This is a genomic window from Citrobacter sp. wls716 (genome assembly GCF_005280975.1).
In the GTDB taxonomy this organism is placed as follows: domain Bacteria; phylum Pseudomonadota; class Gammaproteobacteria; order Enterobacterales; family Enterobacteriaceae; genus Citrobacter; species Citrobacter youngae.
The window spans coordinates 247,451-268,255 of record NZ_SZWX01000057.1 but is presented as its reverse complement, the minus strand read 5'-3'; the positions used below and the strand labels follow the sequence as shown (position 1 = coordinate 268,255).

Sequence of the window (20,805 nt, the reverse complement as noted above, 5' to 3'; positions counted from 1 at the left end):
GCAGTATGCTAACGTTTAATTTCCGTGATGCAGTGGTAGAAGCAATGAAGACGTTTTTCAGAACAGTTTTGTTCGGCAGCCTGATGGCCGTATGCGCAAACAGCTATGCGCTGAGTGAGTCCGAAGCCGAAGATATGGCCGATTTAACGGCAGTTTTTGTTTTTCTGAAAAATGACTGTGGATACCAGAATTTGCCCAACGGGCAGATACGTCGCGCACTGGTCTTTTTTGCTCAACAGAACCAGTGGGACCTCAGTAACTACGACACCTTCAATATGAAAGCACTCGGTGAAGACAGCTATCGCGATCTCAGCGGTATCGGCATCCCTACGGCAAAGAAATGCAAAGCGCTGGCGCGCGACTCCTTAAGCCTGTTGGCTTACGTTAAATAAGGCACCGTGCCCGATGGCGCTACGTTTATCGGGCCTACGAACCGGGAATGACATCGTTGCGCCAGTCCGGGTAAACGCAGCGCCCCCCGGCAGAGCCGAGTGCGAATTAACGCTGTTGCACAAATTCACGATACGCGGCAACCACCTGCAAGAAATCTTCAACGCCGCACAGAGATAAACTCTCTTCGTCGTAGTAATTCATTCCTTCTTCCATTTCATCGCCCGTGAACTCCAGTTGATTGGCGCGAACCATAACCTCTTCGCCATCCAGCCAGAGCGTGTATTCATGCCCTGCTCGCTGCCAGGAACGTTCACTGCCTTTTACCGCACGCGCCGCCTGTTCCACTTCATCAAGTAAGGCCAGGTTATCTTTCACTTCTTCATTAAACCAGTGCCCCACCACTTCGTGGCCCATGGACATACGCACCTTTACCACTCCGGTAATATCGCGCAGAAATTCGTAATCCATAATGTGTTCCTCTGCTCCCGGCAGTGCGCCAATACCGCACTGCACCTTGCTGTAATTATCGCAGCAGCGCGGCAGAAAAAAAGCGTAGCGGGTATAAGGAATAGAAATAAAAATGCCCGAAGAAGCTGACCTCTCCGGGCATTGATGCGTTTTTGCGCAAAATGCGCTAGCGAATTATACCGCCGTCTGGAAAATCACACCTTCCGCTTTCTCGGTGTACTGAGAGAGCTGGTCAAAGTTCAGATAACGGTAGGTATCTACAGCCGTTTTATCTACCTGTGCCACATAGGTCTGATACTCTTCCGGCGTTGGCAGTTTGCCAATCAGTGCCGCGACCGCTGCCAGCTCCGCAGAAGCCAGGTAGACGTTCGCCCCAGTCCCTAAACGGTTCGGGAAGTTACGAGTAGAAGTCGACACCACGGTTGAGTTGTCCGCCACGCGCGCCTGGTTACCCATGCACAGTGAACAGCCTGGGATCTCAATACGCGCCCCGCTCTTACCAAAGACGCTGTAATAGCCTTCCTCGGTGAGCTGTGCCGCATCCATACGCGTTGGTGGAGCCACCCACAGACGGGTCGGTAACTGGCCCTTATGCGCATCCAGCAGCTTACCCGCTGCACGGAAGTGACCGATGTTGGTCATGCAGGAACCGATGAACACTTCGTCGATCTTCTCGCCCTGCACGTCAGACAGCAGACGCGCGTCGTCCGGATCGTTCGGCGCGCACAGGATCGGCTCTTTGATATCCGCCAGATCGATGTCGATCACTGCCGCGTATTCTGCGTCAGCGTCAGCTTCCAGCAACTGCGGATCCGCCAGCCATTTTTCCATGCCCTGCACACGACGTTCCAGCGTACGGCGATCGCCGTAACCTTCGGCGATCATCCATTTCAGCAGAACGATGTTAGAGCTGAGGTATTCAACGATCGGCTCTTTGTTCAGCTTGATGGTACAACCCGCAGCGGAACGCTCAGCGGATGCATCGGTCAGTTCGAATGCTTGCTCAACTTTCAGATCCGGCAGACCTTCAATTTCCAGAATGCGGCCAGAGAAGATGTTTTTCTTGCCTTTCTTCTCAACGGTCAGCAGACCTTGTTTGATCGCATACAGCGGAATGGCGTGAACCAGGTCACGCAGGGTGATACCCGGCTGCATTTTGCCTTTGAAACGCACCAGAACAGATTCCGGCATATCCAGCGGCATCACGCCGGTCGCAGCCGCAAACGCCACCAGACCAGAACCCGCCGGGAAAGAGATACCGATCGGGAAACGGGTATGAGAGTCACCACCGGTACCTACGGTATCCGGCAGCAGCATACGGTTCAACCAGGAGTGGATAACGCCGTCGCCCGGACGCAGCGACACGCCGCCACGGTTCATGATGAAGTCAGGCAGAGTATGGTGGGTGGTCACGTCAACAGGTTTCGGATACGCAGCGGTATGACAGAACGACTGCATCACCAGGTCAGAAGAGAAGCCCAGGCACGCCAGGTCTTTCAGTTCATCGCGGGTCATTGGGCCAGTGGTATCCTGAGAGCCGACGGAAGTCATCTTCGGTTCGCAGTAGGCCCCCGGACGGACGCCGGTTACGCCACATGCGCGGCCAACCATTTTCTGTGCCAGAGAGAAGCCGCGGCTGCTTTCCGCTACATCTTTCGCCTGACGGAATACATCGCTGTGCGGCAGCCCCAGCGCTTCACGCGCTTTGGTGGTCAGGCCACGACCGATAATCAGCGGAATACGGCCACCGGCACGTACTTCGTCAACCAGCACATCGGTTTTCAGTTCGAAGGTAGCCAGCAGTTCGTTGGTTTCGTGGTTACGCACTTCGCCCTTGAACGGGTAAACGTCAATCACGTCGCCCATGTTCAGGTTGCTTACGTCCACTTCAATTGGCAGCGCGCCCGCATCTTCCATAGTGTTGAAGAAAATTGGTGCAATTTTGCCACCCAGACACAAGCCACCACCGCGCTTGTTCGGTACATGAGGAATATCATCACCCATAAACCACAGCACGGAGTTGGTCGCAGATTTACGCGAAGAACCAGTACCGACAACGTCACCCACATAGGCCAGCGGGTAACCTTTTTTCTGCAGTTCTTCGATCTGTTTGATTGGGCCTACCACGCCCGGCTGATCCGGTTCGATACCTTCGCGGGCGTTTTTCAGCATCGCCAGCGCGTGCAGCGGGATATCCGGGCGGGACCATGCGTCCGGTGCCGGAGAGAGGTCATCGGTGTTGGTTTCACCGGTCACTTTAAAGACGGTAACGGTGATTTTTTCAGCCAGAGCCGGACGGTTGAGGAACCATTCGGCATCAGCCCAGGACTGCATGACCTGCTTCGCATATTCGTTGCCCGCTTTGGCTTTTTCTTCCACATCGTAGAAGTTATCGAACATCAGCAGCGTTGAAGAGAGCGCTTTGGCGGCAATCGGCGCCAGTTTTGCATCGTCCAGCGCGTCGATCAGCGGATGAATGTTGTAACCACCCTGCATGGTGCCCAGCAGTTCAATGGCTTTTTCTGGCGTGATCAGCGGAGAGGTAGTGTCACCTTTAGCGACAGCGGCGAGAAAACCGGCTTTAACGTAAGCGGCTTCATCTACACCAGGGGGAACGCGGTTAATCAACAGGTCTAACAGGAATTCTTCTTCGCCCACAGGCGGGGTCTTCAGCAGCTCGACAAGTGCAGCCATTTGGGTTGCGTCTAAGGGTTTCGGCACAATCCCCTGGGCAGCACGCTCAGCTACGTGCTTACGGTATTCTTCTAGCACGACGATATCTCCTCGCTCTCATTGTCATAATGCGGCGCTTTTGTATATGGGCGATTCTCTTCACGCTCCTGTGAGACAGCAGTTAGTAGGGTAAATGCCCGGTACCGCAAAAGGCACAATAACAGGATTTTCGTTGGGTGTTAATCTGTTTACAAAAAAGCAACATAAAAAATTGGCTGAATCGTTAAGGATGGTCTAACGCTCTTCGTCATGGCAGAAGGGGAATGATAATTTCGCCCGCAATGTTTAGTCACATTATTTAGCTCCCTGGTAATAAACTTGCGTTAACGATCCCAAGATTCGTCAAAAATTAAACTATTGTCTCTTTATACTCACGGAACACTGCACCCACTGGCGGCAGGCATAATGACTATGACGATTCTTAATGAGTCGGGAGAGATAAAATGACGTTGCCCTTTAAGCCCCATATCATTGCTCTGGCGTGCAGTGCAGGGTTATTTGTCGGTGCGGGCGTGCTGTATGTAAACAGCCGCACACCAGAAGCCCCCTCTCAGCCTGCCCCGGCAGCAGCGCCTCAACCGACCGTTGCGGCGGCTCCCGCAGTAGCCCCGGTGGCGCCAACAACGTATACCACAGCTCAACTCGATCAGTGGGTTGCCCCTGTTGCGCTCTACCCTGACCCGTTGCTGTCTCAAGTGCTGATGGCCTCAACATATCCATCGAACGTGGTGCAGGCGGTTCAGTGGTCTCGTGATAATCCGACACTGCAAGGTGACGCCGCCATTCAGGCAGTGTCCGGCCAGTCATGGGACCCCAGCGTGAAGTCGCTGGTGGCATTTCCGCAATTGATGGCCTTGATGGGCGAAAACCCTGACTGGGTACAAAACCTGGGGAATGCGTTTCTGGCACAACCACAGGACGTGATGGATGCCGTACAGCGCCTGCGTTTGCTGGCTCAGCAAACAGGCTCGCTAAAATCCACTCCGCAGCAAACGGTCACGAACACCCAGAAAACAACCGTGATTCAGACGCCGTCATCATCAACGACGAAAGTGACCAGCAGCGCGCCCACCTCGACGGTTATCAAAATTGAGCCGACCGATCCACAGGTGGTATATGTGCCGAACTACAATCCAACCGTTGTTTACGGCAGTTGGCCTAATACCGCCTACCCCCCTGTCTATCTGCCGCCCCCTCCGGGCGAGCAGTTTGCCGATAGCTTCGTCAAAGGTTTCGGCTATAGCCTGGGCGTTGCGACGACGTATGCACTGTTCAGTAACATCGACTGGGATGACGACGACCATCACCATGATGATGACTATCATGACCATGACGGCCCTCACGGCGGTAATGGCTACCAGCACAACGGAGATAACATCAATATTGATGTTAACAATTTCAATCATATATCCGGACAAAACCTTAAAGGGCAAAACATTGCCTGGCAGCACAACCCTGCGTACCGTAACGGCGTGCCTTACCAGAACGACGCGGTCGCACAACGTTTTCATCAGACCAACGTTAGCGGGGGATTAAGCGCCACTCAACATACACCGACCACCACTGCCACACGAGACAGCCAGCGTCAGGCCGCAATGACGCAGTTCCAACAGCGTAGCCATACCTCCCCGGCAAACTTGTCGGGTCAGACATCGCGGGATGCTCAACGCAAAGCAGCCTCTTCACAGCTAAATCAAATTGCCCAGCGCAATAACTATCGTGGCTATGACGAAACACAAAACAACAGCCGTCGTGAAGCAGCACAGAAAACGCTGAATAAATCCACTACGCAACAGCAGCACCGCTCTGAACTGAAGTCAAAAGCTCAGCAGCATCCGGTTTCACAGCAGCAAAGGGAAACCGCTCGCCAACGCGTTGAATCATCCAACTCGCAACAACGTCTGGCCTCCCGTCAGAATACGCATTCAAACGTCTTCAGCGGGAATGACAGTCGCTCACCGTCGTGGCAGTCCCAGCAACTGCGTGGGCAGGAAAGCCGTCGCGCGGGCAACCTCAACAGCGGGCAGCGCGCTGCGGCACGTGAAAATTTTTCTGAGCACCACGAATTTCGCCGTCGTTAACCGGAGCCGATGATGAAAAAAATTATGTTAAGCGCCCTGTTGCTCTCCTTGCCGCTGGTGAGCTATGCGCAACAGGCGTTCACCTCCCCCGAAGACGCGGCCAGTGCATTTGCCGCTGCGGTGGCGCAGCAAAATGAAAAGCAGCTCACGGCGCTACTGGGTGAAAACTGGCGACATTTTTTGCCACCAGAAGGGGCCGATCCGGAAGCAGTGGCACGCTTTAATCGCGACTGGAAGGTGAGCCATCACATTGTGCTGCAGGGCAATATGGCGCATCTCAACGTAGGGCAAGATGACTGGCAGTTACCCATACCGATGGTGAAAACCAGCAAAGGTTGGGCGTTCGATATGACCGAAGCCCAGGAGGAGATCCTCACTAGAACGATCGGTCGCAACGAGCTTTCAGCCATCGAAGCGCTGCACGCCTACGTTGACGCGCAGCAAAGCTATTACGCGCTGAACAAATCGTATGCGCAAAAAATTGTCAGTAGCGAAGGTAAAAAAGATGGGCTTTACTGGCCCGTCACACCAGGCGAAGCGCCAAGCCCTCTGGGACCCGCCTTCAGCCCACAAGAACCCGGCACGGGTTATCACGGTTATCGTTTCCGCATACTGCCGGACAAAGCCAGTGGTTTCGCCATGATTGCATGGCCGATTAGCTACGGTCACACCGGAGTGATGAGCTTTATGATTAGCGGCGATGACAATGTTTATCAGGCCAACCTTGGCGAAGCATCACAACAGAAAGCACAGGCGATGACTGAGTACAGCCCTGAAAAAACCTGGCATCCCGTAGCGCCCTGAACAGCCAACGCATTGGTTGTCTCGTCATTAAGAGACTGCCGGGAAAATTGCGGTGAATCTTAAGGCAAAAAAAACGCCTCCGAAGAGGCGTTTTCACAAAAGCGGGAAGATTACTTTTTCTTCGCTTTCGGGTTCGGCAGGTCGGTGATGCTACCTTCGAACACTTCAGCTGCCAGACCAACGGACTCGTGCAGAGTCGGGTGCGCGTGGATGGTCAGCGCGATGTCTTCAGCGTCACAACCCATTTCGATCGCCAGACCGATTTCGCCCAGCAGCTCGCCGCCGTTGGTACCGACAATCGCACCACCGATAACACGGTGAGATTCTTTGTCGAAAATCAGTTTGGTCATACCATCCGCGCAGTCGGAAGCGATAGCACGGCCAGAAGCAGCCCACGGGAAGGTGGCGGTTTCGTAGCTGATGCCTTTTTCTTTCGCTTCTTTCTCAGTCAGGCCAACCCATGCAACTTCTGGTTCAGTGTACGCGATGGATGGAATAACTTTCGGATCGAAGTAGTGTTTCTTACCGGCGATAACTTCAGCGGCAACGTGACCTTCGTGAACACCTTTGTGCGCCAGCATCGGCTGACCGACGATATCGCCGATAGCAAAGATGTGCGGCACATTGGTGCGCAGCTGTTTGTCAACGCGGATGAAGCCACGGTCATCAACTTCCACGCCAGCTTTGCCCGCATCGAGGTTTTTACCGTTCGGTACACGACCGATAGCTACCAGCACAGCATCGTAACGCTGAGCTTCAGCAGGCGCTTTTTTGCCTTCCATGGAAACGTAGATACCGTCTTCTTTCGCTTCAACGGCGGTCACTTTGGTTTCCAGCATCAGGTTGAATTTCTTGCTGATGCGCTTGGTGAAGACTTTAACCACGTCTTTATCGGCAGCCGGGATAACCTGGTCGAACATTTCAACCACGTCGATCTCTGAACCCAGCGCATGGTACACGGTACCCATTTCCAGACCGATGATACCGCCGCCCATAACCAGCAGGCGCTTAGGAACAGTTTTCAGTTCCAGTGCATCGGTGGAATCCCACACGCGCGGATCTTCATGCGGAATAAACGGCAGTTCGATCGGACGGGAACCCGCCGCGATGATTGCGTTGTCGAAGTTGATCACGGTTTTGCCGTTTTCGCCTTCAACTTCCAGGGTGTTCGCCCCGGTAAATTTACCCAGACCGTTAACCACTTTTACTTTACGGCCTTTGGCCATACCAGCCAGACCGCCGGTCAGTTGAGTGATAACTTTTTCTTTCCAGGTACGAATCTTGTCGATATCAGTTTTCGGCTCGCCAAAAACGATACCGTGTTCAGCCAGCGCTTTGGCTTCTTCGATAACTTTTGCTACGTGCAGCAGCGCTTTAGAAGGGATACAGCCGACGTTCAGACAAACACCACCAAGGGTGCTGTAACGTTCTACGATGACGGTCTCCAGACCTAAATCTGCGCAACGGAAGGCAGCAGAGTAACCTGCAGGGCCTGCCCCAAGTACCACGACCTGAGTTTTGATTTCAGTGCTCATCATGACCTCTTAATTTATACCCGTCGTCCACCGGGTCGTTCTATCCGCCCGTATTTTACAAAATTGTTAACAATTTTGAAACAACAAACGGCAACCGATTTGTCTTTCGCACAATAACCTCACTGACTTCATGAGATTACCAGAAAAAAGCCGGCCGTCGGGCCGGCTTTTTCGCTTACATCACCAGGCGGCGAATGTCAGACAGCATGTTGTTGATGATGGTGATAAAGCGCGCACCATCAGCACCGTCAATTACACGGTGGTCGAAGGAGAGCGAAATCGGCATCATCAGACGCGGCATAAACTCTTTACCGTTCCACACTGGCTCCATAGAGGACTTGGAGACACCGAGGATAGCCACTTCCGGCGCGTTAACAATCGGCGCGAAGTGGGTAGTACCCAGGCCACCGATGCTGGAGATGGTGAAGCAACCGCCCTGCATTTCGCCAGCAGTCAGCTTGCCATCACGCGCTTTCTTGGAGATCACGGTCAGTTCACGAGAAAGCTCGGTAATGCTCTTCTTGTTCACGTCTTTGAAGACCGGAACAACCAGACCATTCGGCGTATCTACCGCCACACCGATGTTGATGTATTTCTTCAGGGTCAGGCGCTGACCGTCTTCAGACAGGGAGCTGTTGAAGCGCGGCATCTGTTCCAGCGCTGCGGCAACGGCTTTCATGATGAAGACTACTGGGGTGAATTTCACGTCCAGTTTACGTTTTTCAGCTTCGGCGTTCTGCTGTTTACGGAACGCTTCCAGATCGGTGATATCGGTCTTATCGAAGTGAGTAACGTGCGGGATCATCACCCAGTTACGGCTCAGGTTAGCACCCGAGATTTTCTGGATACGGCCCAGCTCTACTTCTTCGATTTCACCAAACTTGCTGAAGTCCACTTTCGGCCAAGGCAGCATGCCCGGGATACCGCCGCCTGCTGCTGCAGCCGGAGCCGCTTCAGCACGCTTGATAGCGTCTTTCACGTAAGCCTGAACGTCTTCACGCAGGATACGACCTTTACGGCCAGAACCTTTCACTTTCGCCAGGTTAACACCGAATTCGCGCGCCAGGCGACGAATCAGCGGTGTTGCATGAACGTAAGCGTCGTTTTCAGCAAACTCAGATTTGCCTTCCGCTTTCGCGGCCGGAGCTGCGGCTTGCGCAGGTGCTGGTGCTGCGGCCGGAGCCGGAGCCGCTGCTTGTGCTGGAGCGGCTGCAGGTGCTGCGCCTTCGACTTCGAAGACCATAATCAGAGAACCGGTTTTAACTTTGTCGCCGGTGCTGATTTTGATTTCTTTTACGGTACCCGCGAACGGTGCCGGCACTTCCATAGAGGCTTTATCGCCTTCAACGGTGATCAGTGACTGCTCAGCGGCAATTTTATCGCCCACTTTAACCATCACTTCAGTGACTTCCACTTCGTCACCGCCGATGTCCGGTACGTTAACTTCTTTCGAACCAGAAGCCGGAGCAGCAGCAGGCGCTGCGCCCGCCACTTCAAAGACCATAATCAGGGAGCCGGTAGACACTTTATCGCCGGTGTTGATTTTGATCTCTTTCACCACGCCCGCGAATGGCGCTGGAACTTCCATGGAAGCCTTGTCGCCTTCTACGGTGATCAGAGACTGTTCAGCCGCAACGGTGTCGCCCACTTTAACCATGATCTCGGTAACTTCAACTTCGTCACCACCGATGTCCGGTACGTGTACTTCTTTCGCCGCTGCTGCAGCTGGTGCTGCTGCCGGAGCCGCTTCTTTCTTCTCTTCTGCCGGAGCAGGTGCAGCTGCTGCTGCACCGTCGGCGGAATCGAAAATCATGATCAGTTTGCCGGTCTCAGTTTTGTCGCCAACAGAGACTTTGATCTCTTTAACGATACCAGCCTGAGGAGACGGAACTTCCATAGAGGCTTTGTCGCCTTCTACGGTGATCAGCGACTGTTCAGCTTCAACTTTGTCGCCTACTTTGACCAGGATCTCGGTGATTTCAACTTCATCAGCCCCGATGTCCGGTACATTGATTTCGATAGCCATTATTCTTTTACCTCTTACGCCAGACGCGGGTTAACTTTATCTGCATCGATGTTGAATTTGGTGATTGCGTCAGCAACCACTTTCTTATCGATTTCGCCACGTTTAGCCAGTTCGCCCAGGGCCGCTACAACCACGTAGGAAGCATCAACTTCGAAGTGGTGACGCAGGTTTTCACGGCTGTCAGAGCGACCGAAACCGTCAGTACCCAGTACGCGATAATCATCAGCCGGTACATAAGTACGAACCTGTTCGGCAAACAGTTTCATATAGTCAGTAGATGCTACTGCCGGAGCGTCGTTCATCACCTGAGCGATGTACGGAACGCGCGGCGTTTCCATCGGGTGCAGCATGTTCCAGCGCTCACAATCCTGGCCATCACGCGCCAGTTCAGTGAAGGAAGTCACGCTGTACACGTCAGAGCCTACGCCGTAGTCGTTCGCCAGGATCTGTGCTGCTTCACGGACGTGACGCAGGATAGAACCGGAGCCCAGCAGCTGAACTTTACCTTTCTTACCTTCGAGGGTTTCGAGTTTGTAGATACCTTTACGGATACCTTCCTCGGCACCTGCTGGCATTGCCGGCATGTGGTAGTTTTCGTTCAGCGTGGTGATGTAGTAGTAAACGTTCTCTTGTTTCTCACCGTACATACGCTCCAGACCATCGTGCATGATGACCGCAACTTCGTACGCGTAAGACGGATCGTAAGAGATACAGTTCGGGATAGTCAGAGACTGAATATGGCTGTGACCATCTTCGTGCTGCAGACCTTCGCCGTTAAGCGTCGTACGACCGGAAGTACCACCGATCAGGAAGCCGCGAGCCTGTTGGTCGCCAGCCTGCCAGCACAGGTCACCGATACGCTGGAACCCGAACATGGAGTAGTAAATGTAGAACGGGATCATCGGCAGATCGTTGGTGCTGTAAGAGGTCGCAGCAGCCAGCCAGGATGCGCCAGCACCCAGCTCGTTGATACCTTCCTGCAGGATCTGACCTTTCTCGTCTTCTTTATAGTAAGCAACCTGCTCACGGTCCTGCGGGGTGTACTGCTGACCGTTCGGGCTGTAGATACCGATCTGACGGAACAGACCTTCCATACCGAAAGTACGCGCTTCGTCAGCGATGATCGGCACCAGACGATCTTTGATCGACTTGTTCTTCAGCATCACGTTCAGGGCACGAACGAAAGCGATAGTGGTGGAGATTTCTTTGTTCTGCTCTTCCAGCAGCGCACCGAAGTCTTCCAGAGCCGGCAGTTCCAGCTTCTCGGTGAAGTTCGGCTGACGAGCAGGCAGGTAGCCGTGCAGTTTCTGACGCTGAGCGTGCAGATAGGTGTGCTCTTCAGAACCTTCCGGGAAGGTGATGTAAGACAGGTTTTCAACCTGCTCATCGGTCACAGGAACGTTGAAACGGTCGCGGATGTAACGTACGCCGTCCATGTTCATTTTCTTAACCTGGTGAGCGATGTTTTTACCTTCGGCGGTGTCACCCATGCCGTAACCTTTGATGGTATGGGCGAGGATTACAGTTGCTTTGCCTTTGGTTTCCTGCGCTTTTTTCAGTGCAGCGTAGACTTTCTTCGGATCGTGACCACCGCGGTTCAGAGCCCAAATCTGCTCGTCAGTCCAGTCAGCAACCAGCGCTGCGGTTTCCGGGTATTTACCGAAGAAGTGCTCACGTACGTATGCGCCGTCTTTGGATTTGAAGGTCTGGTAGTCGCCATCAACGGTTTCGTTCATCAGTTGGATCAGTTTACCGCTGGTGTCTTTACGCAGCAGCTCATCCCAACGACCGCCCCACATGACTTTGATAACATTCCAGCCAGCACCTGCGAAGATGCCTTCCAGTTCGTTAACAATCTTGCCGTTACCGGTGACCGGGCCGTCAAGACGCTGCAGGTTACAGTTGATAACAAAGACCAGGTTGTCCAGTTTTTCACGGGTGGCGATGGTGATCGCACCTTTTGATTCTGGCTCATCCATCTCGCCGTCGCCCAGGAAGGCGTAAACGGTTTGTTTAGAGGTATCTTTCAGACCACGGTGTTCCAGATATTTCAGGAATTTAGCCTGGTAGATAGCACCGATTGGGCCCAGACCCATAGATACGGTCGGGAACTGCCAGAATTCAGGCATCAGTTTCGGGTGCGGGTAGGAAGACAGGCCTTTGCCATGTACTTCCTGACGGAAGTTGTTCATCTGCTCTTCAGTCAGACGACCTTCCAGGAATGCGCGAGCGTAGATGCCCGGAGAGATGTGGCCCTGGAAGTAAATCAGGTCGCCGCCATCCTGCTCATTGCGTGCACGGAAGAAGTGGTTGAAACAAACGTCATATACCGTTGCGGAGGACTGGAAGGATGCCATGTGGCCACCCAGCTCGAGGTCCTTTTTAGACGCACGCAGTACGGTCATGATGGCGTTCCAGCGGATAGCAGAACGAATACGACGTTCCAGCTCCAGATTGCCCGGGTATTCCGGTTCATCTTCAACGGCAATAGTGTTTACATAATTGCTGGCCCCTGCACCTGCCGCTACTTTCACGCCGCCTTTGCGGGCTTCTGAAAGCAGTTGGTCGATCAGATACTGAGCACGCTCAACACCTTCTTCACGGATGACCGATTCGATCGCCTGTAGCCAGTCGCGAGTTTCGATCGGATCCACGTCATTTGGGAAACGTTCTGACATGGGGGTATTCCTTATCTATCTAATACGTTGAGTTATCTGGAACCTGTCCCATTGTGTTCTCGCTCGCGAGAGCACAATAAGACAGGTTCTGCGTTTAGTTGCCGCGCACTTTATATGGCGCTTGATTTACAACATCTTCTGGTTAACGTTCTGCCAGAAAAATCACTAATTCTTTCGTTGCTCCAGACGGCGTAAGGCGCGTTCACGACGGCTTTCCTCACGGCTTCTGTCCAGCAGGATCTCTTCGATAAACGCCAGGTGACGGTGCGACGCTTCACGCGCCTCCTCCGGCTTCCCGGCAATAATTGCTTCAAAAATACGGGTACGGTGACTGCTTACCAGCGGCAGCATCTCGCGACGCGCATACAGCAATTCGAAGTTTTGCCGAACGTTCTGAGCCAGCATGGGCTCCATACACCTTAGCAAATGGAGCAGCACCACATTATGTGCCGCTTCGGTGACAGCAATTTGATACTGGAGTACCGCATCAGATTCACCGTCAAGATCGCCGGACTGTTGCGCAAGCTCGATCGCATGGTGGAGTTCACGGATACGCGTTTTGTCTTCATCCGTGCTGCGCAGTGCAGCGTAATAGGCTGCAATACCTTCCAGCGCATGGCGCGTCTCAAGCAGGTCAAACTGGGATTCAGGATGGTCGGAGAGCAGCTCTACCAGTGGGTCGCTAAAGCTCTGCCACAGGCTGCTCTGAACAAAAGTGCCACCGCCCTGACGACGAAGCAGTAACCCCTTCGCTTCAAGGCGTTGGATCGCCTCGCGTAAGGAGGGGCGGGAGACGTCGAACTGTTTTGCCAGCTCGCGTTCCGGTGGGAGTTTTTCTCCGGGGCGAAGTGTCCCCTCAAGAATTAAAAACTCCAGCTGCTGCTCAATCACATCGGAGAGTTTTGGTTGGCGGATTTTGCTGTAGGCCATGATTTCCTGTCTTAAGCCATTTGCCCGGAGTCAATTGGTCTTACCAATTTCATGTTCTTGACGCTAAAGTAACAAAGTATTCACCTTCTGTCCATACAGGTTTTGATTGAAATCAGTAAAGGAGGCATATTTTAACAACATTACAGAAATAACGTTTCAAACATGTAACTATGCACAAATGTTAAATTTACCCATCCCGAGGTAGTTTTAACCGAATTGAAACGAAAAAATATATTATCTGAACCGATTCACCTGCTTATTTATCGATTTATCAATCACTATTCTCGAATAAAAATTCAAATTGGAAATTTTGTGGTAGATAAACTCGCGCTTACAAATGGTTTCTTTTTATTCAACTCGTCTCTCACGCCGCATAAAGCAGGTGCATTCGCGCTCGCATAACATTATTCTGATCAAGACAAAAGTCTTTAGGCAACATTTCATAATTCATTGCTGTAAATAAATTAATACAACAAACGGAATTGCAAACTTACACACGCGTCACTGCGTGGTTCAAAATATAAGTACTCGAAAGATGAAGAGTAAAACCACACACGAGGTTTCATGATGGAAAGTCAACAGCATGGCGATCAGCTAAAGCGCGGCCTTAAAAACCGCCATATACAGCTTATCGCGCTGGGTGGCGCGATTGGTACCGGGTTATTCCTCGGGAGCGCATCCGTTATTCAGTCTGCAGGGCCGGGTATTATTCTGGGTTACGCTATCGCCGGATTTATCGCCTTTTTAATTATGCGTCAGCTAGGTGAAATGGTGGTTGAAGAGCCGGTAGCAGGCTCCTTTAGCCACTTTGCTTATAAATACTGGGGCAGTTTCGCAGGTTTCGCCTCTGGCTGGAACTACTGGGTGCTGTACGTTTTGGTTGCCATGGCTGAGCTGACGGCCGTCGGTAAATACATTCAGTTCTGGTACCCGGAGATCCCAACCTGGGCCTCTGCGGCCGCCTTCTTCGTGATTATTAACGCCATTAACCTGACCAATGTGAAAGTGTTCGGTGAGATGGAGTTCTGGTTTGCCATTATTAAAGTCATTGCCGTAGTCGCGATGATCATCTTCGGCGGCTGGCTGCTATTCAGCGGCAACGGCGGGCCGCAGGCCAGCGTCAGTAACCTGTGGGACCAGGGTGGCTTCCTGCCGCACGGCTTCACCGGTTTGGTAATGATGATGGCAATTATTATGTTCTCTTTCGGTGGGCTGGAGCTGGTCGGGATCACCGCAGCAGAAGCCGATAACCCGGAGCAAAGCATTCCTAAAGCCACCAACCAGGTCATTTACCGTATCCTGATTTTCTATGTGGGTTCGCTGGCTGTACTGCTTTCCCTGATGCCATGGACGCGTGTTACGGCTGATACCAGCCCGTTTGTCCTTATTTTCCACGAACTGGGCGACACCTTTGTTGCCAATGCGCTGAACATCGTGGTGCTGACCGCTGCCCTTTCTGTCTATAACAGCTGTGTCTACTGTAACAGCCGTATGCTGTTCGGCCTGGCTCAACAGGGCAACGCGCCAAAAGCGCTGATGAACGTCGACAAACGCGGCGTACCGGTGAACACCATTCTGGTTTCCGCGCTGGTTACGGCTCTATGTGTGCTGATCAACTATCTGGCGCCAGAATCCGCCTTTGGCCTGCTGATGGCGCTGGTTGTTTCCGCCCTGGTGATCAACTGGGCAATGATCAGCCTGGCGCACATGAAGTTCCGCAAAGCAAAACAGCAGCAGGGGGTTACCACCCGCTTCCCGGCACTGCTCTATCCGCTGGGTAACTGGGTGTGCCTGATTTTCATGGCTGCAGTACTGGTGATTATGCTGATGACGCCGGGCATGGCGATCTCTGTTTACCTGATCCCGGTATGGATTGCCATTCTTGGCATTGGCTATCTGTGCAAACAGAAAACAGCCGGTGCCGTGAAAGCGCATTAATCCTTCCCCCCACCTGCACCAGGTGGGGGTTGTTACCTGCCTCACACTTTCCCACAGATGACTGTTTAGTCCATATCAGCGGCGCTATCCTGCAACGCAAAAACACCAACACCAGACAATAACTCTCTCCATATCACATTAATGGAGTGCGCTTGATGGAAACCAGAAAGCTGTCGGTGAAAGAAAAGATCGGCTATGGAATGGGCGATGCCGGATGCAACATCATATTCGGCGCTATCATGCTGTTTGTTAACTATTTTTACACAGATATTTTTGGTCTTGCGCCTGCACTTGTCGGCGTATTGCTGCTTTCTGTACGCGTTATTGATGCCGTTACTGACCCTATCATGGGTGCAATGGCCGATCGTACCCGCAGTAAATATGGTCGGTTTCGTCCATGGCTTCTGTGGATGGCTTTCCCCTACGCATTATTCAGCGTATTGATGTTTACCACTCCGGAGTGGACGTATAACAGCAAAGTTATCTATGCGTTTGTCACCTACTTCCTGCTCTCTATTACCTATACAGCAATTAACATCCCCTACTGTTCACTCGGTAGCGTCATCACCAACGATCCGAAAGAACGCGTCGCCTGCCAGTCGTATCGCTTCGTGCTGGTCGGGATTGCAACTCTGCTACTCTCACTCACGCTACTGCCAATGGCAGACTGGTTTGGCGGGGAAGATAAAGCCAAAGGCTATCAGATGGCGATGGCCGTGCTGGCTTTCATTGGTATGTGCATGTTCCTGTTTTGTTTCGCGACCGTGCGCGAACGTGTACGCCCTGCGGTACCCACGAACGACGATTTGAAAGCCGATCTGAAAGACGTGTGGAAGAACGATCAGTGGGTGAAAATCCTGCTATTAACCTTGTGCAACGTCTGTCCGGGCTTTATTCGTATGGCCGCCACCATGTACTACGTCACCTGGGTTATGCAGCAAAGCACACAGTTCGCAACGTTGTTTATCAGCCTTGGCGTTGTCGGCATGATGATCGGCAGTATGCTCGCGAAGGTATTAACCGATCGCTGGTGCAAACTGAAAGTCTTCTTCTGGACCAACATCATCCTGGCGATTTTCTCCGCCGCATTTTACTTCTTCGATCCGAAAGCCACCATGATGATTATGGTGCTCTACTTCCTGCTCAACATCCTGCATCAGATCCCATCCCCGCTGCACTGGTCGCTGATGGCGGATGTCGATGACTACGGCGAGTGGAAAACCGGTAAACGCATCACCGGGATCAGCTTCTCCGGCAACCTGTTCTTCCTGAAACTGGGGCTGGCGATTGCCGGCGCGATGGTGGGCTTCCTGCTTTCCTGGTACGGCTACGATGCAGGCGCTAAAGCGCAAAGCGACTCCGCGATTAACGGCATTATGCTGTTGTTCACTATTATTCCGGGCGTAGGCTACCTGATTACTGCAGGCGTGGTTCGCCTGCTGAAAGTTGACCGCGAGTTCATGCAGCAAATCCAGACAGATTTAGAAAAGCGCCGCGCCAATTACCGTGAACTGAATGAATACCACGAGATAAAAACAACTGAAACCGTAAGGAAAGCCTGATGAATCAGTGGCCTAACCCCTTTATTGAACAACGTGCCGACCCGTTTATTTTACGTGACGGTAGCCACTACTATTTCATTGCTTCAGTGCCCGAATACGATCGCCTGGAGATCCGCCGGGCAGACTCTCTGGGGGAATTACGCACCGCGGAACCCGTTGTCGTCTGGCGCAAACCAGAAAGCGGCCCCATGAGCCAACTCATCTGGGCACCTGAGATCCATCATCTGGCAGGTAAGTGGTACATCTATTTTGCCGCCACCCACACACAGGCGCTCGATACGTTGGGCATGTTCCAGCATCGCATGTTTGCGCTCGAATGTGCCGACGCCGATCCGCTGACCGGAAAGTGGACGGAGAAAGGTCAGATTAAAACGCAGTTTGATACCTTTGCGCTTGATGCGACCACTTTTAACCATCAGGGAAAACAGTGGTATCTGTGGGCACAGAAATCGCCCGATATCGCCGGGAACTCCAATATCTATCTCGCAGAGCTGGAAAATCCATGGACGATTAAAGGCGAGCCGGTGATGCTCAGTCACCCTGAATATGACTGGGAATGCCGGGGTTTTTGGGTCAACGAAGGTCCGGCCGTCATGGTTCACGGCGACAAGCTGTTCATCAGCTATTCCGCCAGCGCCACCGATGAGAATTACTGTATGGGATTATTGTGGATTGACCTCAACGCCGATCCACTCAACCCGCAGAACTGGCACAAATCACCGCGCCCGGTCTTTACCACCAGCTACGAAAACCGCCAGTTCGGCCCAGGACACAACAGCTTTACGCAAACGCCGGAAGGTGAAGATGTGCTGGTGTACCACGCGAGAAATTACACCGAAATCGAAGGCGATCCGCTGTACGACCCAAACCGCCACACTCGTCTGAAACTCGTGCGTTGGGACGAAAACGGCATGCCAGATTTTGGCGTGCCGCCTGCTGATACGAACTAAGCCGTTGCACTGCCCGGTAGCGCTAACGCTTACCGGGCCTACACGTTTTTTCATTGTAGGTCGGATAAGCGTTAGCGCCATCCGGCACAACGCTATACTAATGCCCCATAAATGGTCAGCAGCGCAATGACCACCACCACCACAAACGAGGTTTTCTTCGCCATCGAAACGGCTGCTTTTGGCGTTTCGACTTTATCGGTATGGGGTTCGCGCGCCAGCGAGAACTGCGCCAGGCGCGTCAACACCTGATACTGCGAGGTATGCATATCCGCAAGCGAGGCAAACCAGGCCGGTAGCGCTTTCTCGCCGTGTCCTAACAGCGCATAGACCACGCCCGCCAGGCGCACCGGGATCCAGTCCAGCACATGCAGAATTGCATCGATACCCGACTGCAGACGCTGATGCGGCGTCTGATAGCGCGCCAGCCAGGACTGCCAGGCACGTAAGAAAGCATAACCCACCAGCGTCACAGGTCCCCACGGGCCACCGACAATCAGCCAGAATAACGGCGCCAGGTAAAAGCGAAAGTTGTTCCATAACAGCGCGTTCTGCAGTTCACGCAAAAACTCACGCTCATCGCAGTCCGGCGGCACACCATGAATCAGCGTCAATTCGCTGGCCATCGCCTCACGGGCGTGAGCGTCATCGCGAGCCGCCGCGTTCAGATAGGCATGATAATGAAGACGTGTCTTGCCAGCGCCGATGCACAGCAGGCCAATTAAGATCCATGCCACCAGCAAGGGCACGTTAAACAGCAGCCCATGGAGTGCGCGCAGCAGCAGGAACGTCACTCCCATCGCAATAAGAGTCATGCCTACCGTACGCATCATCGAGAAATGCTTAACCCGACGGAAAAGAGCTTCAACCCGGTGATCAAGCTGCCAGTGCTCACCCAGCTTAAACAGGCGTTCAACAATCAACACCAGTAATGTTGTAAACAGCGTCATGTCATCTCCTTGTGTGACGAGGGGGTGACCAGGGCGCGAAACCTTGCCCAGTCAAATGAGGGGCCGGGATCGGTCTTACGCTCGGGCGCAATATTGCAATGCCCAGTCATGTTACTGGCAATCGCCGGATAACGCTGAATCAGCGTCTGCGTCACGGCAGCCAGTTGCTGGTACTGCGCATCGGTATAAGCCAGCGTATCCGTCCCTTCCAGCTCAATACCAATTGAGAAATCATTACAGCGTTCGCGGCCCTGATAGCTCGAGACGCCGGCATGCCAGGCGCGTTTATCAAAGGGGACATACTGCACGATCTCACCATCACGGCGGATCAGACAATGAGCAGAAACGCGCAAATGGGCGATTCCGGCAAAATAAGGATGGGCATTGGGATCAATCGTGCCCGTAAACAGCGCGTCGATCCATGGGCCGCCAAATTCACCGGGTGGCAGGCTGATATTATGCACCACCAGCAAAGAAGGGCTTTCGTCATCCGGGCGGCAATCGTAATGCGGAGAGGGAACGCGTCGCGCCTCTGCCAGCCAGCCCTCGTCTAACAACATGCAGAATCTCCTTATTGGTGGTGCTCATATCAGGTTCAGGGTAGCATGTTTCCACCTTATGATTCGTTAGCAATTTGGAGTTTTATCATGCCGCCTCGCCGCTATAACCCTGACTACCGACGTGACGCGCTGTTGGAACGCATAAATCTGGATATCCCTGCCGCTGTCGCTCAGGCGCTGCGTGAAGATTTAGGCGGAGAAGTTGATGCCAATAACGATATCACCGCACAGCTTTTACCCGAAGATATGCGCTCCCACGCTACCGTAATCACCCGTGAAGATGGCGTTTTTTGTGGGAAGCGTTGGGTGGAAGAGGTCTTTATTCAACTGGCTGGCGATGATGTCAGCGTCACCTGGCATGTCGAAGATGGCGACAGCATTAAGGCTAATCAGCCGCTGTTTGAACTGGACGGCCCTTCCCGCGTACTGCTGACCGGTGAACGTACCGCACTCAACTTTGTGCAAACGCTGTCTGGCGTAGCGAGTGAAGTCCGTAAATACGTCGACCTGCTGGCGGGGACAAAAACCCAGCTGCTGGATACGCGTAAAACCCTGCCTGGGCTGCGTACGGCGCTGAAATACGCGGTATTGTGCGGCGGCGGCGCAAATCATCGTCTGGGGCTTTCTGACGCTTTCCTGATCAAGGAAAACCACATTATTGCGTCTGGTTCGGTGAAACAGGCCGTAGAAAAAGCCTTCTGGCTGCACCCGGACGTGCCGGTTGAGGTAGAAGTGGAAAGTCTGGATGAACTGGACGATGCGCTGAAAGCCGGGGCGGACATCATCATGCTCGACAATTTCGAAACCGACCAAATGCGCGAAGCGGTCAAACGTACCAACGGCCAGGCGCGTCTGGAAGTATCTGGTAACGTCACCTATGAAACGCTACGCGAATTCGCGGAAACAGGCGTGGATTTCATCTCTGTGGGCGCGCTGACCAAACATGTCCGCGCACTCGACCTCTCGATGCGTTTTCGCTAATCGCTGACTGTTCTGCCCGATGGCGCTTCGCGTATCGGGCCTACAGCCCCCAGCCGTATACGCCGCCGATCGGCAGTTTATTCGAGCGTCTTCGCAAATACGTTGTCTGATTCTGTAATTTCGTAACATTCATCTGAACCGGCCTTCTCGTTCTATTTTTTGCCCCTCGCCTAAAATCCCTTCGATTTGCCAAAGTAGCGCCAGCTAACTCAAGGAGCA

The 20,805-nt window shown here is 53.1% G+C and carries 15 protein-coding genes; 7 read left to right on the top strand and 8 right to left on the bottom strand.

Features of this window, described 5'->3' with window-relative positions:
• Positions 1-44: 44 nt before the first annotated feature.
• Entirely contained in the window at positions 45-392 is a 348-nt protein-coding gene (locus tag FDX24_RS23025; protein ID WP_003018667.1) for a YacC family pilotin-like protein, read from the top strand.
• Between the two features lie 106 nt (positions 393-498).
• Here the strand turns inward: FDX24_RS23025 and yacL are convergent, their stop codons facing one another.
• Both yacL and acnB read right to left on the bottom strand, forming a co-directional pair.
• Positions 499-861 carry a protein YacL gene (gene yacL / locus FDX24_RS23020; protein WP_048212673.1) on the bottom strand — a complete coding sequence of 121 codons (363 nt, stop codon included), beginning with the start codon at positions 859-861 and terminating at the stop codon, positions 499-501.
• Between the two features lie 174 nt (positions 862-1,035).
• Positions 1,036-3,633 (bottom strand): bifunctional aconitate hydratase 2/2-methylisocitrate dehydratase, encoded by a 2,598-nt coding sequence (gene acnB, locus FDX24_RS23015; RefSeq protein ID WP_061067258.1) that lies wholly within the window; start codon positions 3,631-3,633, stop codon positions 1,036-1,038.
• Between the two features lie 404 nt (positions 3,634-4,037).
• On the opposite strand from acnB, the gene FDX24_RS23010 reads away from it, so the two are divergent.
• Both FDX24_RS23010 and FDX24_RS23005 read left to right on the top strand, forming a co-directional pair.
• Entirely contained in the window at positions 4,038-5,675 is a 1,638-nt protein-coding gene (locus tag FDX24_RS23010) for a DUF3300 domain-containing protein (RefSeq protein ID WP_137364996.1), read from the top strand.
• A 9-nt stretch (positions 5,676-5,684) separates the two neighbouring features.
• Positions 5,685-6,479, top strand: coding sequence for a DUF2950 family protein (locus FDX24_RS23005; protein ID WP_048212676.1), 795 nt, complete (start codon positions 5,685-5,687; stop codon positions 6,477-6,479).
• A 110-nt stretch (positions 6,480-6,589) separates the two neighbouring features.
• Here the strand turns inward: FDX24_RS23005 and lpdA are convergent, their stop codons facing one another.
• From lpdA to pdhR, 4 genes are all read right to left on the bottom strand, one after another.
• The gene (gene lpdA, locus FDX24_RS23000) at positions 6,590-8,014 is read right to left on the bottom strand and encodes a dihydrolipoyl dehydrogenase (RefSeq protein WP_003018686.1); all 1,425 of its coding nucleotides are present in this window, start codon (positions 8,012-8,014) and stop codon (positions 6,590-6,592) included.
• Between the two features lie 175 nt (positions 8,015-8,189).
• Entirely contained in the window at positions 8,190-10,040 is a 1,851-nt protein-coding gene (gene aceF, locus FDX24_RS22995) for a pyruvate dehydrogenase complex dihydrolipoyllysine-residue acetyltransferase (protein ID WP_137364995.1), read from the bottom strand.
• 14 nt (positions 10,041-10,054) lie between these two features.
• A complete protein-coding gene (gene aceE / locus FDX24_RS22990) occupies positions 10,055-12,718 on the bottom strand; it encodes a pyruvate dehydrogenase (acetyl-transferring), homodimeric type (RefSeq protein ID WP_115643881.1) in 2,664 nt (887 codons plus the stop codon).
• 165 nt (positions 12,719-12,883) lie between these two features.
• Complete coding sequence (pdhR, locus tag FDX24_RS22985) at positions 12,884-13,648, bottom strand: pyruvate dehydrogenase complex transcriptional repressor PdhR (protein WP_003018699.1); 765 nt, start codon at positions 13,646-13,648, stop codon at positions 12,884-12,886.
• A 564-nt stretch (positions 13,649-14,212) separates the two neighbouring features.
• Between pdhR and aroP the strand changes: the two genes are divergently transcribed.
• From aroP to FDX24_RS22970, 3 genes are all read left to right on the top strand, one after another.
• Complete coding sequence (gene aroP / locus FDX24_RS22980) at positions 14,213-15,586, top strand: aromatic amino acid transporter AroP (protein WP_086523581.1); 1,374 nt, start codon at positions 14,213-14,215, stop codon at positions 15,584-15,586.
• A gap of 155 nt (positions 15,587-15,741) precedes the next feature.
• Positions 15,742-17,148: a glycoside-pentoside-hexuronide (GPH):cation symporter gene (locus tag FDX24_RS22975; RefSeq protein ID WP_048212679.1), complete on the top strand. Its 1,407-nt coding sequence runs from the start codon at positions 15,742-15,744 to the stop codon at positions 17,146-17,148.
• Entirely contained in the window at positions 17,148-18,098 is a 951-nt protein-coding gene (locus FDX24_RS22970; RefSeq protein WP_137364994.1) for a family 43 glycosylhydrolase, read from the top strand. Before FDX24_RS22975 ends, FDX24_RS22970 begins: the two co-directional genes overlap by 1 nt.
• 92 nt (positions 18,099-18,190) lie before the next feature.
• Here the strand turns inward: FDX24_RS22970 and ampE are convergent, their stop codons facing one another.
• On the bottom strand, positions 18,191-19,045 hold the full coding sequence (ampE, locus tag FDX24_RS22965; RefSeq protein ID WP_115600962.1) for a beta-lactamase regulator AmpE: 855 nt from the start codon (positions 19,043-19,045) through the stop codon (positions 18,191-18,193).
• Positions 19,042-19,605: a 1,6-anhydro-N-acetylmuramyl-L-alanine amidase AmpD gene (ampD, locus tag FDX24_RS22960; protein WP_048212682.1), complete on the bottom strand. Its 564-nt coding sequence runs from the start codon at positions 19,603-19,605 to the stop codon at positions 19,042-19,044. The genes ampE and ampD overlap by 4 nt, the downstream gene beginning before the upstream one ends.
• A gap of 87 nt (positions 19,606-19,692) precedes the next feature.
• Between ampD and nadC the strand changes: the two genes are divergently transcribed.
• Complete coding sequence (nadC, locus tag FDX24_RS22955) at positions 19,693-20,586, top strand: carboxylating nicotinate-nucleotide diphosphorylase (protein WP_048213473.1); 894 nt, start codon at positions 19,693-19,695, stop codon at positions 20,584-20,586.
• The last annotated feature ends 219 nt before the right edge of the window (positions 20,587-20,805 follow it).

Coding starts and splice junctions, on each gene's coding strand:
- FDX24_RS23025 (WP_003018667.1), top strand. CDS start 45: ATGAAGACGTTTTTCAGAACAGTTTTGTTCGGCAGCCTGATGGCCGTA.
- yacL (WP_048212673.1), bottom strand. CDS start 861: ATGGATTACGAATTTCTGCGCGATATTACCGGAGTGGTAAAGGTGCGT.
- FDX24_RS23010 (WP_137364996.1), top strand. CDS start 4,038: ATGACGTTGCCCTTTAAGCCCCATATCATTGCTCTGGCGTGCAGTGCA.
- FDX24_RS23005 (WP_048212676.1), top strand. CDS start 5,685: ATGATGAAAAAAATTATGTTAAGCGCCCTGTTGCTCTCCTTGCCGCTG.
- lpdA (WP_003018686.1), bottom strand. CDS start 8,014: ATGAGCACTGAAATCAAAACTCAGGTCGTGGTACTTGGGGCAGGCCCT.
- aceF (WP_137364995.1), bottom strand. CDS start 10,040: ATGGCTATCGAAATCAATGTACCGGACATCGGGGCTGATGAAGTTGAA.
- aceE (WP_115643881.1), bottom strand. CDS start 12,718: ATGTCAGAACGTTTCCCAAATGACGTGGATCCGATCGAAACTCGCGAC.
- pdhR (WP_003018699.1), bottom strand. CDS start 13,648: ATGGCCTACAGCAAAATCCGCCAACCAAAACTCTCCGATGTGATTGAG.
- aroP (WP_086523581.1), top strand. CDS start 14,213: ATGATGGAAAGTCAACAGCATGGCGATCAGCTAAAGCGCGGCCTTAAA.
- FDX24_RS22975 (WP_048212679.1), top strand. CDS start 15,742: ATGGAAACCAGAAAGCTGTCGGTGAAAGAAAAGATCGGCTATGGAATG.
- FDX24_RS22970 (WP_137364994.1), top strand. CDS start 17,148: ATGAATCAGTGGCCTAACCCCTTTATTGAACAACGTGCCGACCCGTTT.
- ampE (WP_115600962.1), bottom strand. CDS start 19,045: ATGACGCTGTTTACAACATTACTGGTGTTGATTGTTGAACGCCTGTTT.
- ampD (WP_048212682.1), bottom strand. CDS start 19,605: ATGTTGTTAGACGAGGGCTGGCTGGCAGAGGCGCGACGCGTTCCCTCT.
- nadC (WP_048213473.1), top strand. CDS start 19,693: ATGCCGCCTCGCCGCTATAACCCTGACTACCGACGTGACGCGCTGTTG.